A 15,308-nucleotide genomic window follows, 5' to 3' on the forward strand; every position below is an offset into this window, starting at 1 on the left:
CGAGAAGCGCAGCTGTGCTTCAGCACAGTGAGCATCGCAAGCCGCAAATCGCTACGCGCAGCAGGTTTTGACAGGTGTGCTTAGGCTTGCGGTTTTTCTGCCACTTTGGCCAGGAAAGCCAGGATCAGGGTGACCAGGTCTTTCGCGCCGATGGCCGCGTATTTCAGGGTTTGTTCGTGCGACAGGGCGAATGGCGACAGGCCTTCGGCCAGGTTGGTGATGACGGACACGCCCACCACTTTCAGGTCGCAATGACGGGCCGACACCACTTCCGGCACCACCGACATGCCAACCGTGTCGGCGCCCAGGCGCGACATCATGCGGATTTCGGCAGCCGTTTCAAAGTTCGGGCCCGGGTAGGCGACAAACACGCCTTCGTGCAGGGTGATGCCGTTCGATGCGGCGGTTTCTTTTACCAGATTGCGCAGGTCGGCATCGTAGGCGTTGGCCATGCTGAAGAAGCGCGGGCCGAAACGGTCGTCGTTCGGGCCGACCATCGGCGTGCCTGGCAACAGGTTGATATGGTCGCTGATGGCGACCAGGCTGCCGGCGTCCACTTCAGGGCGCAGCGAACCGGCGGCATTGGTCACGAACAGCATTTCGCAGCCCAGCAGTTTCAGGGTGCGGATGGCGCTCGTCATGACGCCCATGCCGTAGCCTTCGTAGAAATGGCCGCGGCCTTTCATGCAGACGACAGCGACGCCCGACAGGGTGCCGATCACCAGTTCGCCGGCGTGGCCGTGCACGGTGCTGATCGGGAAACCTGGCAATTCGTCAAAGCTGATGCTGACGGAATCCGTCATTTGCTCGGCCAATACGCCCAGGCCGGAACCGAGAATCATCGCCACGCGCGGCTTGAAATTTTCAGGGGCGCGGGCACGGATGATTTCGGCGGCGTGGAAAGGGGCGTTGTTCGACATGGTGATCCTCTGCTGGAATAAGGTAATAGTTAGGTGCTCGTCGGTCTGCGGCGCTGTTATGCCCGCGAATCGGCGATACAGGCGTGTCTGAAGGTGTTCTGAGTGCGCTGCCGGAATGCTTGAATTGCCATGGTCGCCACTATGCATCAGGCGATTATGTATAGCAAATACCATTTTTCTTGCGCATTTATATCAAACACATATAAATGGCCAATATTATAGTGCATGCATGAACCTGCCTGCCAGCGGCTTCAGGCAGCGATTGACAGCAGCAAAACAAATGTTTACAGTTGCAGACAATTGTTTTCAACTAATGGCTGCCGTGACCGATACTTCCAAAAAAGACCAGCTGTATGCCCTGATACGCGGCAACCCCTTCATTTCACAGCAAGACCTGGCGAGCGAACTGGGCCTGTCGCGCTCCGCCGTGGCCGGCCACATCGCGGGCCTGATCCGCGAACGCCGGCTACTGGGGCGCGCGTATGTGCTGCCCGACAGCCGTCCTGTGCTGTGCATCGGTGCAGCAAACCTGGACCGCAAGATGCGCACCCTGGCCACGTTGCAGATGGGCACCTCGAACCCGGTGCGCTCGGAAGAAGTATTTGGCGGCGTGGGCCGCAATATCGCCGAAAACCTGGCCCGATTGTCCATCCCGGTCGCCTTGCTGACGGCGCTGGGCGACGATGCGGCCGGCCACGCGCTGCAAACCCATGCAGAAGAAGCGGGCATCGACATGCGCGGCAGCTTGCACTTGAGCAACACCGGCAGCGGCACTTATACCGCCGTGCTTGATGAACATGGCGAAATGCTGCTGGCCATGGCCAACATGCAACTATATGAAGAACTGACACCGGCCTTTTTGCAGAGCCGCCAGCCGCAGCGCGCCGCCGCCGCCCTGACCGTGTGCGACCTGAACCTGGGTCATGACAGCGTGGCTACCCTGCTGGCCGACGCACGCCATAACGATGCTGCGCCACTGGTGATCGTCGCCGTCTCGCAGCCGAAGATGGCCCATTTGCCGCAAGAGCTGACGGGCTTGCGCCTGCTGATATTGAACCGTGGCGAACTGGAAACGCGCGTGGCGCGGCCCCTGCCGACGGCTGCCGAGCTGCGCGCCGCCTGCCGCGAAGTGCAGCGCCAGGGCGCCCGCCAGGTGATCGTCACCTGCGGTGGCGAAGGCGTGTACTTTACGGATGGAGACACCCTGGACGCGCCGATTGCCCACCTGGCCGCGCGCGAAGTCGATGCCGTCGACGTGACGGGCGCCGGCGACGCTTTCTCTGCCGCCGTCTGCTGGTCGCTGTATCACGACAGCAACGACTTGAAACTGGCGTGCCGGCGCGGCTTGAAGCTGGCCGCCATGACCCTGGAATCCGACGCCACCGTATCGCCGCTGATCTCGGCCGATGCGCTGGACGATATCGACGACGCCGACCTGGCGCCACCTCCCCCTACCCTTTTTCAATAGGACTAAATAATGAGCTTACTGCCGATGACACAACTCAATACCTTCCTCTCGTTCTCGCAAGAAGTGCTGGACGCGCGCGCCGCGGGCAAAGCCATCGTGGCGCTGGAATCGACCATCATTTCACACGGCATGCCTTACCCGCAAAACGTGGAAATGGCGCGCGAAGTGGAACAGATCATCCGTGACGGCGGCGCCGTGCCTGCCACCATCGCCATCATCGACGGCAAGATCTGCGTAGGCCTGTCGCCGGAACAACTGGAATTGCTGGGCACCTCGCCTGACGCCATGAAGGTCAGCCGCCGCGACTTGCCTTTCGTATTGTCGCAAGGCAAGCTGGGCGCCACCACCGTGGCAGCGACCATGATCTGCGCCGAACTGGCCGGCATTTCCGTATTCGTCACCGGCGGCATCGGCGGCGTGCACCGTGGCGCGGAAACCAGCTTCGACATTTCGGCCGACTTGCAGGAACTGGCGCACACCTCGGTGGCCGTCGTCTGCGCAGGCGTGAAATCGATCCTCGACATCGGCCTGACCCTGGAATACCTGGAAACGCATGGCGTGCCGGTCATCAGCGTGGGCCAGGAAGGCTTTCCTGCCTTCTTCACGCGCGAAAGCGGCTTCAAGGCTGATTTCCGCCTCGATACCGCCGCCGAGCAAGCTGCCTTCATCGCCACCAAGTGGCAGCTGGGCTTGAAGGGCGGCGTGGTGGTCAGCAATCCGGTGCCGGCCGCGCAAGCGATGCAGAAGGAAGAAATCGACGCCATCACGGCACAAGCGTTGCAGGAAGCAGACAAGGGCGGCGTGAAAGGCAAACAAGTCACACCATTCTTGCTGGCACGCATCAAGCAATTGACGGATGGCCGCAGCCTGGCCACCAATATTGCGCTGGTCAAGCACAATGCCAAGGTCGGCGCGGCATTAGCCATTGCCATGCCGGCGGTGGTGGCCCGATAATAGGACTGCAGTACGCGCCGGCCTTCCAGGACCGGCGCGCCCTTCCCGAGCATCAAGTAAAGCCAAGGAAAGCATGTCCATCGATCTGAAACAGTTAAAGTATTTTCTCGCCGTGGCTGAGGAGAAAAGCTTCAGCCGCGCAGCGGAGCGCCTGCACATCTCGCAGCCGCCCCTGAGCCAGCAGATCATGAAACTGGAAAGCGAACTGGGCGTGCGCCTGTTCGCGCGCACCACGCGCACGTTCGAGCTGACCGTGGCGGGCAAGGCGCTGATGAATGAAGCGTCCGACTTGCTGGCCAAGATGCGCATGACCATCGACACGATCCGCCAGATCGACCGTGGCGAAGTGGGCCGCTTGCGCGTAGGCATCGTCGGCTCGGCTATGTGGGGGCCCATCCCCAGCCTGCTGGAAGAATTCCAGACCAAGTTTCCCCGCGTCACCTGGACTTTGCATGAGTCCGGCCCCAATGCCCAATACGAAGCGCTGCGCGCCAAGCAGATCGACGTGGGTTTCTGGCGCGAACCCAAACTCAACGATGATGACTTGCGTCACGACAATCTGCGCCAGGAACTGTGCTTCCGCGAAAATGTCTGCGTGGCCATCAATGAACATCATCCACTGGCGAAACAGACGGCCATCGAGCTGATCGACATCGCCAACGAACCGCTGCTGACCCTCAACCTGGACAAGTCGGCCTTTCCCCGCTACCTGGTGCAGTGCTGCGTAAATGCAGGTTTTGAACCGGTAATTTTCCAGGAAGCAAGCGAGCCGCAAACCTTGCTGGCCATGGTGGGCGCAGGCTTGGGCGTGACCCTGGTGCCGGAAACCACCAGCCGCATCGGCTGGCCCGGCGTAGTGTTTTTACCTATTAAAACCAATCCGCCATCGGCCAATCTGTATATCAGTTACACCACGCTCGATGATGCGCCGGTGGTGCGGGCGTTTTTAAATATCCTGAATCCACCTGCAGCTTGATCTGGCCTGATGATTTATACGTGATACATATAAATCCATAAATAAAAACGTATTTGTCATACATATCTGGCATGATGCATAGTGGTCTGGACGCCCATTGCGGCGCCGGTGCTGCGTTTGCCTTCCAGCCAGTTCCGGCGACCGATACGATGTTGTAAGCATAAAAGAGACGCGGGCGACTGTTGCATGAGCATCACACTGTAGACATAAAACCATGCTGGAGCTGCAATGTTCTTGCCTGATACGGTGCAATGTTGATAAGGAATCATTTCCTTGTGTATGAAAAACAGCTTAAATCGGCCCCAAATTAGATGTTTCCCCTATAAAAAATATACAATATCGGTCTTCCAGGAGCCAATTCATGAAACTTACACAATTTAGTTTGACGATCGCAGCCGCGTTGCTGGCTGCTCAAGCGTCCGCGGCTACCCCTAAACTGGGTATCGTGTATGACGCGGGCGGCAAGTTCGACAAGTCGTTCAATCAATCCGCTTTCGAAGGCGCAGAGCGCTTCAAGAAAGATACCGGCATCTCGTTTATCGAAGTGCAGGCATCCAGCGACACCCAGGCCGAGCAAGTGTTGCGTGGCCTGGCGCGCAAAAAACTCGACATGATCGCTTCGATCGGTTTTTCCCAGACACAAGCTGTGCAAAAAGTCGCCAAGGAATTTCCTAACGTGAAATTCGTGCTGATCGACGGCACGGCTACTGGCGCCAACGTCAACTCGGTACTCTTCAAGGAAGAAGAAGGCTCCTACCTGGTCGGCGTGGCTGCGGCCATGGCCAGCAAAAGCAAAAAAGTCGGCTTTATCGGCGGCATCGACATTCCTTTGATCCGCAACTTCGCCTGCGGCTACGCGCAAGGCGTGAAATCGGTCAATGCGAAAGCAGATATCACACAAAACATGGTCGGCACCACGGCCAGTGCCTGGAATGACCCGGCCAAGGGCAGCGAACTGGCCCGCTCGCAATTCGAGCGCGGCGTTGATGTAGTCTTCGCCGTTGCTGGCGGTAGCGGCCTGGGCACCTTGCAAATGGCCAAGGAAAAAGGCAAGCTGGCCATCGGCGTCGATTCGAACCAGAACGCGCTGTATCCAGGCACCATCCTGACCTCGATGGTCAAACGCGTCGACAACACGGTCTACGACAGCTTTATGGAAGTCAAGAACGGCACCTGGAAGGGTGGCGTCGTTGCCAAGGGCTTGAAAGAAGGCGGCGTGGATTGGGCGCTCGATGCGAACAACCGCAAGCTGATTACGCCGGAAATCGAAAAGCGCGTGTTGGGTGCGCGTAAAGATATTATCGATGGCAAGGTCAAAGTGATCGACTACCGCGTCGGCAGCAGCTGCCCGGTCTAAACTCACTCTTCATCACTAAGCGCGCCGCCGGGGCTGGTCCCCGCGCGGCGCGTTTCCATGAAACTATCCAGTTATGAACCTATGCAGCCAGCAGTAGAATTTCGCAACATCTCCAAGCACTTTGGACATGTGAAGGCGAACACCAACGTCAATTTTTCCATCGCCAAGGGCAGCATCCACGGCCTGGTGGGAGAAAATGGCGCCGGTAAATCGACCTTGATGAGTATCCTGTACGGATATTACCGTGCCGACGGCGGAGAAATCCTGCTCGACGGTCAAGTACAGCCTATCCGCAACAGCCAGGAAGCGATCAACCTTGGCATCGGCATGGTGCACCAGCATTTCATGCTGGTCGAGAACTTCACCGTGCTCGACAATATCATGCTGGGCACGGAAGGCGGTTTCCGCCTGGCCAGCCACCGCGCCGAAGCGGAAGCCAAGCTGCGCGAGATTTGCGAGCGCTATCGCCTCGACGTGGACCCGCTCACCAAAATCGAAGACTTGTCGGTCGGCGCGCAGCAGCGCGTGGAAATCCTCAAGCAGATTTACCGCAGCGCCAATATCCTGATCCTCGACGAGCCGACGGCCGTGCTGACGGCGCAGGAAACAGCATCGCTGTTTGAAATCTTGCGTCTGTTCAAGGAACAGGGCAAGACCATCATCCTGATCACGCACAAGCTGCAAGAAATCCTGGAAATCACCGACAACGTCACCGTCATGCGCGGCGGCACGGTGGTCGGCGCTGTTCCCACGGCGGGTACATCGAAGGAAGAGCTGGCCAATATGATGGTGGGCCGCCCTATCCAGAGCCATTTGCCGCGCGCGCCTTACAATCCGGGCGCCACGGTGCTGGAAGTAGCCGACTTGCAACTGGCCGATGAGCAACAGGTGAAACTGCTGGCCGATATCGGCTTCAATTTGCGCGCCGGCGAGATCGTCGCGATTGCAGGCGTATCGGGCAACGGCCAGAGCGAACTGCTGGAAATCCTGTCGGGCATGCGTTTGCCCACTTCCGGCAAGCTGCGTTTCCTGGACAAGGACTTGCCGTTTGGCAAGCGTACCGATGCCGACGGTTTGCCGTTGACCTTCCGCAACCTGGGCATCGCCCACATTCCGGAAGACCGCTTGCGCGATGGCGTAGTGAAAAATTTCTCCGTCATGCACAACACCATCCTTGGTTACCAGGACAGCTTGAAAAACCGCTGGGGCCTGTTCAACTTCAAGGCCATCGGTGCGCGCTGCGCGGAATTGCTGAAAACCTTCGACGTGCGTCCGGCCAACCCGGACCTGCGTATCGGCTTGCTATCGGGCGGTAACCAGCAAAAAGTGGTGATCGCGCGCGAAGTGCTGGCAAAACCGAAACTGATGCTGGTCGGCCAACCGACGCGCGGCGTCGATATCGGCACGATTGAAAGCATCCATAGACAATTGCTGGCCCTGCGCGACAGTGGCGTGGCCATCCTGCTGGTGTCGGTCGAACTGGAAGAAGTGCGGGCGCTGGCCGACCGTATTCTGGTCATGTGCGGCGGACGCATCACTGGCGAACTGAAAATTGAAGAATTCGATACCACCCGCATTGGTCTGTTGATGGGGGGAATGCATAAATCATGAATAACGACTTGCCACGCTGGGCGACAGCCTTTGTCATGCCCATGTTAAACCTGCTGTCGGCCTTGCTGGTCGCAGCCCTGGTGATCCATCTGCTGGGTGAAGACCCGCTCGAATCGCTGTCCATCCTGCTCCACAGCGCCGTGCTCAATCCGGAAGGCTTGAGCTACACGCTGTTCTACGCCAGTACCTTTATCTTCACCGGCCTGTCGGTCTCGGTGGCGATGCAGGCTGGCCTGTTCAATATCGGCAGCGAAGGCCAGATGTATATCGGCGGCCTGGGCTTGACGGTAGCCATGCTGGCCTTCGACCATACCCTTCCCGCCTGGCTGTTGATACCAGTGGCCATGATAGGCGCGGCCCTGTTCGGCGCACTGTGGGGCTTGTTGCCCGGTTATCTGCAAGCCAAGCGCGGCAGCCACATCGTGGTGACCACCATCATGTTCAACTTCATCGCCGCAAGCCTGATGAACTTCGTGATCGTGAAATACCTGATCCCGCCAGGCGAGCAAAACACGGCCAGCCGCGTGTTCTCGGACGCCGGCGCGATGCCGCTGCTCAATACCTGGTTCCCGTCGCTGGGCGACACGCCGCTGAACATCAGCTTCCTGCTGGCGATCGTTGCGCTGGTCATCTACGGCGTGATGGTGTCGCGTTCTTCTTGGGGCTTCAAACTGCGCGCCACCGGCTTGAACAAGCACGCAGCCCACTATGCGGGCGTGTCGATCAGCAAGATGATCATCATCGTAATGCTGATTTCGGGCGCGCTGGCAGGCCTGGGTTCGGTCAATTCCGTGATGGGTTCGACGCACTATTTGTCGCTCAACTTCGTGGGCGGCGCCGGCTTCGTCGGTATCGCGATTGCCCTGATGGGCCGCCAGCATCCGGTCGGCATCTTCTTGTCGGCAGTGCTGTTTGGTGCGCTGATCCAGGGCGGCTTCGACCTGTCGCTGGAAAAACCGAATATCCCGACTGAAACTTTCATCTTTATCCAGGGCTTGATCATCCTGTTCTGCGGCGCGATGGAAAACTTCTACGCCCCGGCGATTTCCGCCCTGCTCAAGCGCATCAAAGGCTAACACCATGACACTCGACGACTTTCATTTCGCCAGCATCCTGGTCTCGACCGTGCGCAATGCGCCGGTGCTGATCTTCGCCGCCATGGCCGGCCTGTTCGCTGAACGCAGCGGCATGATCGACATCGGCCTGGAAGGCAAGATCCTGGCCAGCGCCTTTGCTTCAGCCGCCGTGGCCTACACCACGCAAAACCCGTATTACGGCATGGCTGTCGGCATGCTGGTCTGCGTGGCCCTGGCCCTGCTGCAAGCCTATGTCAGCATCACGCAAAAGGGTAACCAGCTGGTGGCCGGCATGGCGATCAACATCGCCATGAGTGGCCTGACGTTTGTACTGGCGCAATTTTTCTTCCAGCAAGGCGGCCGCACGCCAGACCTGGGCAATGCGCGCCTGTTCGACGTGGTCTTGCCGGGCACCCAGTATGTGGAACACATCCCGTTCATCGGCTGGGTGTATGCCCACCTGATCGGCGGCCATTCCATCCTGGTCTACCTGGCTTTCCTGCTGATCCCGCTGGTGCACTGGCTGCTGTACCACACCCGTTTCGGCTTGCGCCTGCGCGCCTGCGGTGAAAACCCGCATGCTGCGGACTCGGCCGGTATCAGCGTGGAAGCCACCCGCTACATGGCCATGCTGGTGGCAGGTATCCTGTGCTCGTTCTCGGGCGCCTATCTGGCCATCGTGCAAAGCGGCTTCTTCCTGCGCGACATGTCGGCCGGCGCCGGCTACCTGGCTTTGACAGCCATGGTGTTCGGCAACTGGCGCCCGGTGTACACCTTCCTCGGTTGCCTGATGTTCGGCTTCTTCAGCGCCATCCAGATCCAGATCGAAGGCGTGGACTTGCCTGTCGTGGGCCGCATCCCCGGCTCGCTGATCCAGATGGTGCCGTATGTGGTCACCGTGATCGTGCTGGCGGGCTTGATGGCCAAGTCGGTCGCACCGAAGGCGATCGGGATTCCTTTTGTGAAATCCCGTTAAGCGTCAGCTCTTGCAGTCAGAAAGCGAAGCCCACGGGCTTCGCTTTTTTTACGCCTGTGTTATCTCTTCCAGCGAAAAATACACAGCCAGTCCCAGGCTACGCGCAACGACCACCATCTGGTCTGCGCCAGCCGAAGCACCACCGATGCGCAGCACAGCGTCACAATGGCTGAGCAAACGCGTCGCATGCGGGTGGAATAATTCCTCGTACACAGCATCCCCCACCTGGCGCGAACCGGCCAGCGCCAGCATGGGCAAGGCCAGCCATTCACCGAGCACCGGCAAATGCCCTTGCGCATACAGGGGCAGGCAGACGGCTTCCATGGCAGCCACATTGGCCGCCATCAACGCTGGATCGTCGCCCGTACCCGAGCGATACGGGCCAGCGATCAATATTTGCAAACCGCGCTTGACCGGCATCAAGTGCAGTTGTGCATGCTGCAGCAGCATGATGGTCTTGCCGTCGCAGATACGGCCATCGGCCACCATCTGCATCGCCTGAGCGAGCGGCAACTCCAGCACTTCGATATCTTCCCCTTCATGGACCAGGCCACCACCATCGCTGACACGGCTCGATGGTTCATATTCAGCCACGAAAAAATGCAAGCGCTCCGTCACCGAACCGGGGCTCATGAAGGCGTCGAATACCTTGTGCACCTGGCCCACCTTGTAGCCGGTTTCCTCCTCGACTTCGGCGCGGATGCGCTGTTCCGGGCTGGCCTGTTCCAGCAAACCTGCCGCCGACTCAATCAGAAAGCCATCATGGCCCTCGCGATAGGTGGGAAATCGAAACTGGCGTATCAGGATCACCGTACGCTTTTGTCTGTTGTAGAGCAGGATGGTGGCGCCATCGCCGCGGTCATAGGTCTCGCGCGTCTGCGTCTGCCACTGGCCATCGCGGCGCAAGTAATCGAAGGTCGTTTTCTGCAATAAATACCAGTCGTGCGACAACGTCACCACAGCCTGGATACGTACCCGTTGTTGCTCTGTATTTTCTTCGCGCATATCGTCTCCTGTGCTTGCGTCGAATGACTTTATCATGCAAACTCGTGCAAATTCAAGAAAAAACGAGAAAAATGCTGACACATCAACGCAAACAATATCTGCTCGACTTGCTGCAAAGCGAAGGCCAGATCATCGCCAAGGCCGTCAGCGACAGCCTGGGATTATCGGAAGACACTATCCGCCGCGACTTGCGCGAGCTGGCGAAAGAAGGATTACTGGAAAGAGTGCACGGCGGCGCCCTGCCCCTGCTGAGGCGCTCGCCCGCGCTGGCGCCGTTTGCGGGCCGCGAGCAAATCTCAACCGATACCAAGATAGCCATCGGTCGAGCAGCGGCCACCATGATACAAGCGGGGCAAGTGGTGTTTATCGATGGCGGCACCACTGCCGTACAGCTGGCACGCCAGTTGCCACGCGACCTGCGCGCTACGGTTGTCACCCACAGCCCCTCGATCGCCGTCGAACTGGTGGAGCATCCCCACGTCGAGGTGCTGATGCTGGGTGGCCGCCTGTACAAGCATTCCATCGTCGGCGTGGGCGCCGCCACCGTGGAAGCCATCGCCCGCATCCGTGCAGATCTATACTTTATGGGCGTGGCCAGCCTGCATCCGCAAGCGGGCATCACCACCGGCGACTATGAAGAAGCCTGCGTCAAGCGCGCCTTGAGCGATGCAGCAGCCCGTACCGTAGTGCTGGCTTCACCGGAAAAACTGAACACGGCCTCGGCGTTCCAGATCGCTCCCTTGAACCAGGTCAGCGATATCGTCATGCACCGCGAGGTCGATGACGCACTGGTGGCGCCTTACCGCGAGATGGGCATCAACATTATCCTGGCGTAAAAAAAGCGGCCCGCAAGCCGCTTTTCTAATCTCAACATATAGTTACTGTGGCCATATCGCTTGCAACAGCGATGCCAGGTGATAACCGCCTTCGATCAGCTGCTGCTTCGCCAGCGCCGAGCTGGGCACCGGATAATTGTCCGGCACCGTCAAGGCCCACACATTGTAGACATCGCCCTTACGGCTGGTTTGCTGCGTGGCAGGACCGGCCACCACATCGGCATACGCTATCTTTGACGCTGCCAGCGACTGATCTGCCCATTGATATGGCCAGGTGACGGGGTCGCCTGTATTCACGCTCACCTGCGGGCCGCTGGCGATCACTTTACGCGCAAATTGCTCTGGCGTGCGCGTGCTCAGACGGCGCATGGCGTAATCGACCACCGTGCTATCCCAGTAGGAATGCAGCGGCCTGGTCGCCGATTTCGGATACGTGCTGGCCGGCTTGGCGGCGTCCTCGTCCACAGGCAAGGGTGCAGGGATGCTGGCGTCCGACAGGGCCGTGATTTTCGCGTCGTCCAGCAGCAGGTTGTTGCCGCCGCGCGCATCGAAAATGGCGGCCTCATCAACCTGTGCCTGCGTGGTGGGCACGACAAAACGGCCATCCCGGGCCACAAAGGCGGCGCCCACGTGCAGCGGCTGATGGATATCGCCCACCAGGTGCGTGATCAGGATCAACGCCTGGCGCTTGGTGAACTGATGCGGATTGGTCACCGCATCATCCTTGCCTTGCAGTACCAGAATTGCCTGCTTCAAGGTTTGCACGATATCGTCGTCGGCGCTGCCCACATCATGGTCATGGTAGTGCGCGTTCTGGAAGGGAATATCCGTGTAATGATATTCGCTATGCTTGGGATTGGCCGCCACATAGGCCAGCATTTCCGGTGTTTGCGGACCGCAATACGTACCCTTCACGCAATCTGGCCAGTTGGCGATCTTTTCCAGGCTTTCGCCGGGCAGCAGCAATTTGCTGATTTCCAGCTGCGCCACACTGCCCTTGAGCAATTGGTCGGCGATGGCGCCCACGGCGCGATGGCCATCGTTGCCCCAGGCCAGTACATTGCCTGTCGCGAAAGCGGCGCCCAGCGCCAGCACACATGCTATTTTCTTCATGCTCATTCCTTCCCAGCTAGCTGTGGCGTGCCTTTGGCAGGCTTCGGATAGTGTTTATTGATATCGATAGGCTGGGCGTACGGCGAACTCCAGGTCTGTTCATGCAGGGCCGCCAGACGTTGCGCCATGGCTTCGTTGCGCATCACCACTTCCAGGTTGCGCGACAAATCCATATAGCCGCCCGACCAGTTGCTGGTACCGACCCAGGCCAGCTTGCCATCGATCACCATGGTCTTGCTATGGATCACGCGCGCAAACGGAATAAAACCGGTCGAGGCGGTGGGAATCGTGACGATGCGGATTTCCACGTTCGGCACCAGCGCCAGGCTCTTCAGGTAAGCCATGGCAGGCTCTTCCGTGTTCCAGGCGGACACCATCAGCTTGATCTTGACGCCACGCGTGGCGGCCGCGCGCACGGCATTGTCGATCACGGCGTAGTAAGGACGCGTGCGGTTCGGGCCATACGACAGTGGCGCGTAATCGAGCAGCTGAATGCGCACTTCGCTTTTCGCTTCCGCCAGCAAGGCAGGCAAGCCCGTTTGCGAATCGCCCACGCCAGCCGGGTTATACGCATTCGGGCTGGCCAGCAGGAAAGCATTCTGTGCGTAGTTGGCGGGCACTTCTTTGCTGTTGAGTACTGTGGCGCGGCCGCCTTGCGAGGTCAAAGCCTGCGCCTGCCAATCCTGTTCAAAGATGGCTTGCACTTGCTTGACGATGGTCGGTTCGGTGATTTTCAAGCCCGTCTCATGGATGTGCTCGAACGAGCGCCAGTCGAAGTTCTGGCTGCCGACATACGCCACCTGGCCATCGACGGCCAGGTATTTGGCGTGCACGATGCCATTGCCCGTCACTTTGTTGTAATCGATGATGCGCAATTCCAGGTTCGGGATCGCCTTGATGCGCTCTATCGTCGGCGCTTCCGACAGGCCCACGCCTTTTTGGTCGAGCAGGAAGCGGATTTTGACGCCGCGCTGGCCCGCCGCCGTCAGGCTGGCCAGCACTTTTTCAAAGGCAGTGCCGGGCTTGCTGACGGCGTAAAACTGGGCGATGACGATTTCTTTTTTTGCAGAATCGAACAGCTCGCTCCAGACCACGGCCGGTTCGCGCAGGTCGGGATTGGTCAAGCTCGTTTCGACGGGCGAAGTGTGCACCAGCTCAAAACCGGGTATCGTGAACTCGGCGTGGGCGCTGCCTGCGAACAGGCTGGACAGAAGAACGGAGAAGAAGAGACGACGCATGGTGTTTTCCTTGAATTAAATTATTTGACGCGCACAATGCGGCCTGCGGCGGTGGTGCTGCCAGCCGGTTTGCCGCTGCGTGCGCGGTCGATCAGATAGTCGCTGAAGGCGTCGATGTCGCGCACGCCCGTGTCAAGCCGGCGCGTGCCAGCGGCCAGCACGCTGAAACGGTCGCCGCCGCCGGCCAGGAAGTTGTTGGCGGCGACACGATATTGTTGATTGTCATCCAGTGGCACACCATTCAACATGATGCTGCCCGGCACTACGCGCTGGCCTTGCGGGCGCGTGCTGTCCCAGCGGTAGCTGAAGCCTTCCGATACTTGCAGCAAATTGCCATCCTCTGCATCCGCATCGAGCCATTGCTGTTCCAGCAGGGCGCGGATTTGCGCGCCGGACAGGCTGACTATCGTCAGGGTGTTACCGAACGGCAGCACCGCCTGGTTCTGGCCCACATTGGTCATCAGATCCGCGCCCGCCTCCAGGTCTTTGCGGATACCGCCATTATTCATCAAGCCAATTTGTGCGCCGGCAGCGCGCGTGCCAAACAAGGTACTGTCAGCCACCATATCGCCCAGCGGCGACTCGCCACTCCCCTTGGTCTCGCGGCCGACGACAGGCACGGTAATGGTCGCTACAGGGCGCGACAGTGCTTGCAGGCTACGCTCCTTGACAGTTGCCAGGTAAGCAGCCACGGCTGGATCAGGCGCATAGGCGCCTGGCAACATGACGACGTTCTGTGCACCGGTACTCAGCACGATATTCTTGACGGGATCGACCTTGAGCTTGATGCGCGTCAACATATGTCCGCCCATCTCTGCCTGCGTCACCAGACGGCCATCGACACGGCACAAATAGCCCTTGTGCGAGTGGCCGCTGATGATCACTTGAATCGCCGGATCGAGGCGTTTGGCGATGTCGACTACCGGGCCCTTGAGCTTGCTGCAATCAGCCTGGTCAACCGCTTCTTCCGTCTCGCCGCCCTGATGCAGCAAGACCACGAATACGCCCACGCCCTGCGCCCGCAAGGCGGGCAAGGTAGCGTTGATGGCGTCGGCTTCATCGCCGAACTTCAAGCCCACGATACCGGCCGCCGTGACGACTGCGGCGGTATCTTGCAGCACGGCGCCGATCAGGCCCACCTTGACGCCATGCGCTTCTTCAATCTGGTAGGCAGGCAATAGCGGCTTGCCCGTTTGCGTGTCGATCACATTGGCGGACAGATACTGATATCGCGCGCCGCTAAAATCAGGCGCAAACTTGCAGGCTTTGTCCGTGCGGGCAGACACGCATCCGCCGCGCTGCTGGCGCAGCAATTCCGCCTTGCCCTGGTCAAATTCATGGTTGCCCACGGAACTGGCCTTCATGCCAAGCATATTCATGGCCACGATGCTCGGCTCATCAGCCCACAGCGACGACATGGCAGGACTGGCGCCTATCAGGTCGCCATTGCCAACAAAAATCAGTTGCGCATCTTCACGCCGCCACGCACTCAGGGCGCCGGACAATGTATCGATGCCGCCCGCATCGACCGTCTTGCTGGAGGTGTCACTCACGCTGGTGTAGGTAAATTTGCTGCGGTCAAGATTGCCATGGAAATCGTTGAGCGCGACCAGGTTCACTTCGATAGGGCCGCTGCGCGCAGCAAGCGGGACAGGAGCAAGATTGCTGCAGGCCGACAGGGCCAGGATCAGGGCCGCGCTGGCGACCGGTGTGCGTAGGAAGTGAGCCATGGAATTCGTATTCTGTAAAAAAGGGAAAGAGTAAACCATCTCGGCTAT

General features: G+C 59.3%; 12 protein-coding genes and 1 pseudogene. 8 read left to right on the forward strand and 5 right to left on the reverse strand.

Annotated elements, in window-relative coordinates:
- Positions 1-80: 80 nt before the first annotated feature.
- A complete protein-coding gene (gene xapA, locus HDE75_RS18905) occupies positions 81-920 on the reverse strand; it encodes a xanthosine phosphorylase (RefSeq protein WP_183681085.1) in 840 nt (279 codons plus the stop codon).
- Between the two features lie 322 nt (positions 921-1,242).
- Here xapA and HDE75_RS18910 point away from each other — a divergent pair, with 322 nt between their 5' ends.
- From HDE75_RS18910 to HDE75_RS18940, 7 genes are all read left to right on the forward strand, one after another.
- A complete protein-coding gene (locus tag HDE75_RS18910; RefSeq protein WP_183681087.1) occupies positions 1,243-2,388 on the forward strand; it encodes a carbohydrate kinase family protein in 1,146 nt (381 codons plus the stop codon).
- Between the two features lie 9 nt (positions 2,389-2,397).
- The gene (locus HDE75_RS18915; protein WP_260174292.1) at positions 2,398-3,342 is read left to right on the forward strand and encodes a pseudouridine-5'-phosphate glycosidase; all 945 of its coding nucleotides are present in this window, start codon (positions 2,398-2,400) and stop codon (positions 3,340-3,342) included.
- Between the two features lie 73 nt (positions 3,343-3,415).
- On the forward strand, positions 3,416-4,318 hold the full coding sequence (locus HDE75_RS18920; RefSeq protein ID WP_183681089.1) for a LysR family transcriptional regulator: 903 nt from the start codon (positions 3,416-3,418) through the stop codon (positions 4,316-4,318).
- Between the two features lie 361 nt (positions 4,319-4,679).
- Positions 4,680-5,675 (forward strand): BMP family lipoprotein, encoded by a 996-nt coding sequence (locus tag HDE75_RS18925; protein ID WP_183681091.1) that lies wholly within the window; start codon positions 4,680-4,682, stop codon positions 5,673-5,675.
- 81 nt (positions 5,676-5,756) lie between these two features.
- On the forward strand, positions 5,757-7,286 hold the full coding sequence (locus HDE75_RS18930) for an ABC transporter ATP-binding protein (protein ID WP_183681154.1): 1,530 nt from the start codon (positions 5,757-5,759) through the stop codon (positions 7,284-7,286).
- A complete protein-coding gene (locus tag HDE75_RS18935; RefSeq protein WP_183681093.1) occupies positions 7,283-8,362 on the forward strand; it encodes an ABC transporter permease in 1,080 nt (359 codons plus the stop codon). The genes HDE75_RS18930 and HDE75_RS18935 overlap by 4 nt, the downstream gene beginning before the upstream one ends.
- Positions 8,363-8,366: 4 nt before the next feature.
- On the forward strand, positions 8,367-9,338 hold the full coding sequence (locus tag HDE75_RS18940) for an ABC transporter permease (protein ID WP_183681095.1): 972 nt from the start codon (positions 8,367-8,369) through the stop codon (positions 9,336-9,338).
- A 420-nt stretch (positions 9,339-9,758) separates the two neighbouring features.
- Here HDE75_RS18940 and HDE75_RS26845 read toward each other — a convergent pair.
- Positions 9,759-10,343, reverse strand: a pseudogene (locus HDE75_RS26845) (NUDIX domain-containing protein); the annotation flags it as partial.
- A gap of 71 nt (positions 10,344-10,414) precedes the next feature.
- On the opposite strand from HDE75_RS26845, the gene HDE75_RS18950 reads away from it, so the two are divergent.
- Positions 10,415-11,179 (forward strand): DeoR/GlpR family DNA-binding transcription regulator, encoded by a 765-nt coding sequence (locus HDE75_RS18950; protein ID WP_183681099.1) that lies wholly within the window; start codon positions 10,415-10,417, stop codon positions 11,177-11,179.
- 42 nt (positions 11,180-11,221) lie between these two features.
- Here HDE75_RS18950 and HDE75_RS18955 read toward each other — a convergent pair whose 3' ends face one another.
- From HDE75_RS18955 to HDE75_RS18965, 3 genes are read right to left on the reverse strand one after another with little or no spacing between them, the layout of a single operon-like run.
- Entirely contained in the window at positions 11,222-12,292 is a 1,071-nt protein-coding gene (locus tag HDE75_RS18955; RefSeq protein WP_183681101.1) for a S1/P1 nuclease, read from the reverse strand.
- A 2-nt stretch (positions 12,293-12,294) separates the two neighbouring features.
- Positions 12,295-13,530, reverse strand: coding sequence for a phospholipase D-like domain-containing protein (locus HDE75_RS18960; RefSeq protein WP_183681102.1), 1,236 nt, complete (start codon positions 13,528-13,530; stop codon positions 12,295-12,297).
- A gap of 20 nt (positions 13,531-13,550) precedes the next feature.
- Positions 13,551-15,260 (reverse strand): bifunctional metallophosphatase/5'-nucleotidase, encoded by a 1,710-nt coding sequence (locus HDE75_RS18965; RefSeq protein ID WP_183681104.1) that lies wholly within the window; start codon positions 15,258-15,260, stop codon positions 13,551-13,553.
- Positions 15,261-15,308: the final 48 nt, after the last annotated feature.

The sequence above is a fragment of the Janthinobacterium silvisoli genome (assembly GCF_014200725.1).
Classification (GTDB): Bacteria; Pseudomonadota; Gammaproteobacteria; order Burkholderiales; family Burkholderiaceae_D; genus Janthinobacterium.

Coding starts and splice junctions, on each gene's coding strand:
- xapA (WP_183681085.1), bottom strand. CDS start 920: ATGTCGAACAACGCCCCTTTCCACGCCGCCGAAATCATCCGTGCCCGC.
- HDE75_RS18915 (WP_260174292.1), top strand. CDS start 2,398: ATGAGCTTACTGCCGATGACACAACTCAATACCTTCCTCTCGTTCTCG.
- HDE75_RS18920 (WP_183681089.1), top strand. CDS start 3,416: ATGTCCATCGATCTGAAACAGTTAAAGTATTTTCTCGCCGTGGCTGAG.
- HDE75_RS18925 (WP_183681091.1), top strand. CDS start 4,680: ATGAAACTTACACAATTTAGTTTGACGATCGCAGCCGCGTTGCTGGCT.
- HDE75_RS18930 (WP_183681154.1), top strand. CDS start 5,757: ATGCAGCCAGCAGTAGAATTTCGCAACATCTCCAAGCACTTTGGACAT.
- HDE75_RS18935 (WP_183681093.1), top strand. CDS start 7,283: ATGAATAACGACTTGCCACGCTGGGCGACAGCCTTTGTCATGCCCATG.
- HDE75_RS18940 (WP_183681095.1), top strand. CDS start 8,367: ATGACACTCGACGACTTTCATTTCGCCAGCATCCTGGTCTCGACCGTG.
- HDE75_RS18950 (WP_183681099.1), top strand. CDS start 10,415: ATGCTGACACATCAACGCAAACAATATCTGCTCGACTTGCTGCAAAGC.
- HDE75_RS18955 (WP_183681101.1), bottom strand. CDS start 12,292: ATGAAGAAAATAGCATGTGTGCTGGCGCTGGGCGCCGCTTTCGCGACA.
- HDE75_RS18960 (WP_183681102.1), bottom strand. CDS start 13,530: ATGCGTCGTCTCTTCTTCTCCGTTCTTCTGTCCAGCCTGTTCGCAGGC.
- HDE75_RS18965 (WP_183681104.1), bottom strand. CDS start 15,260: ATGGCTCACTTCCTACGCACACCGGTCGCCAGCGCGGCCCTGATCCTG.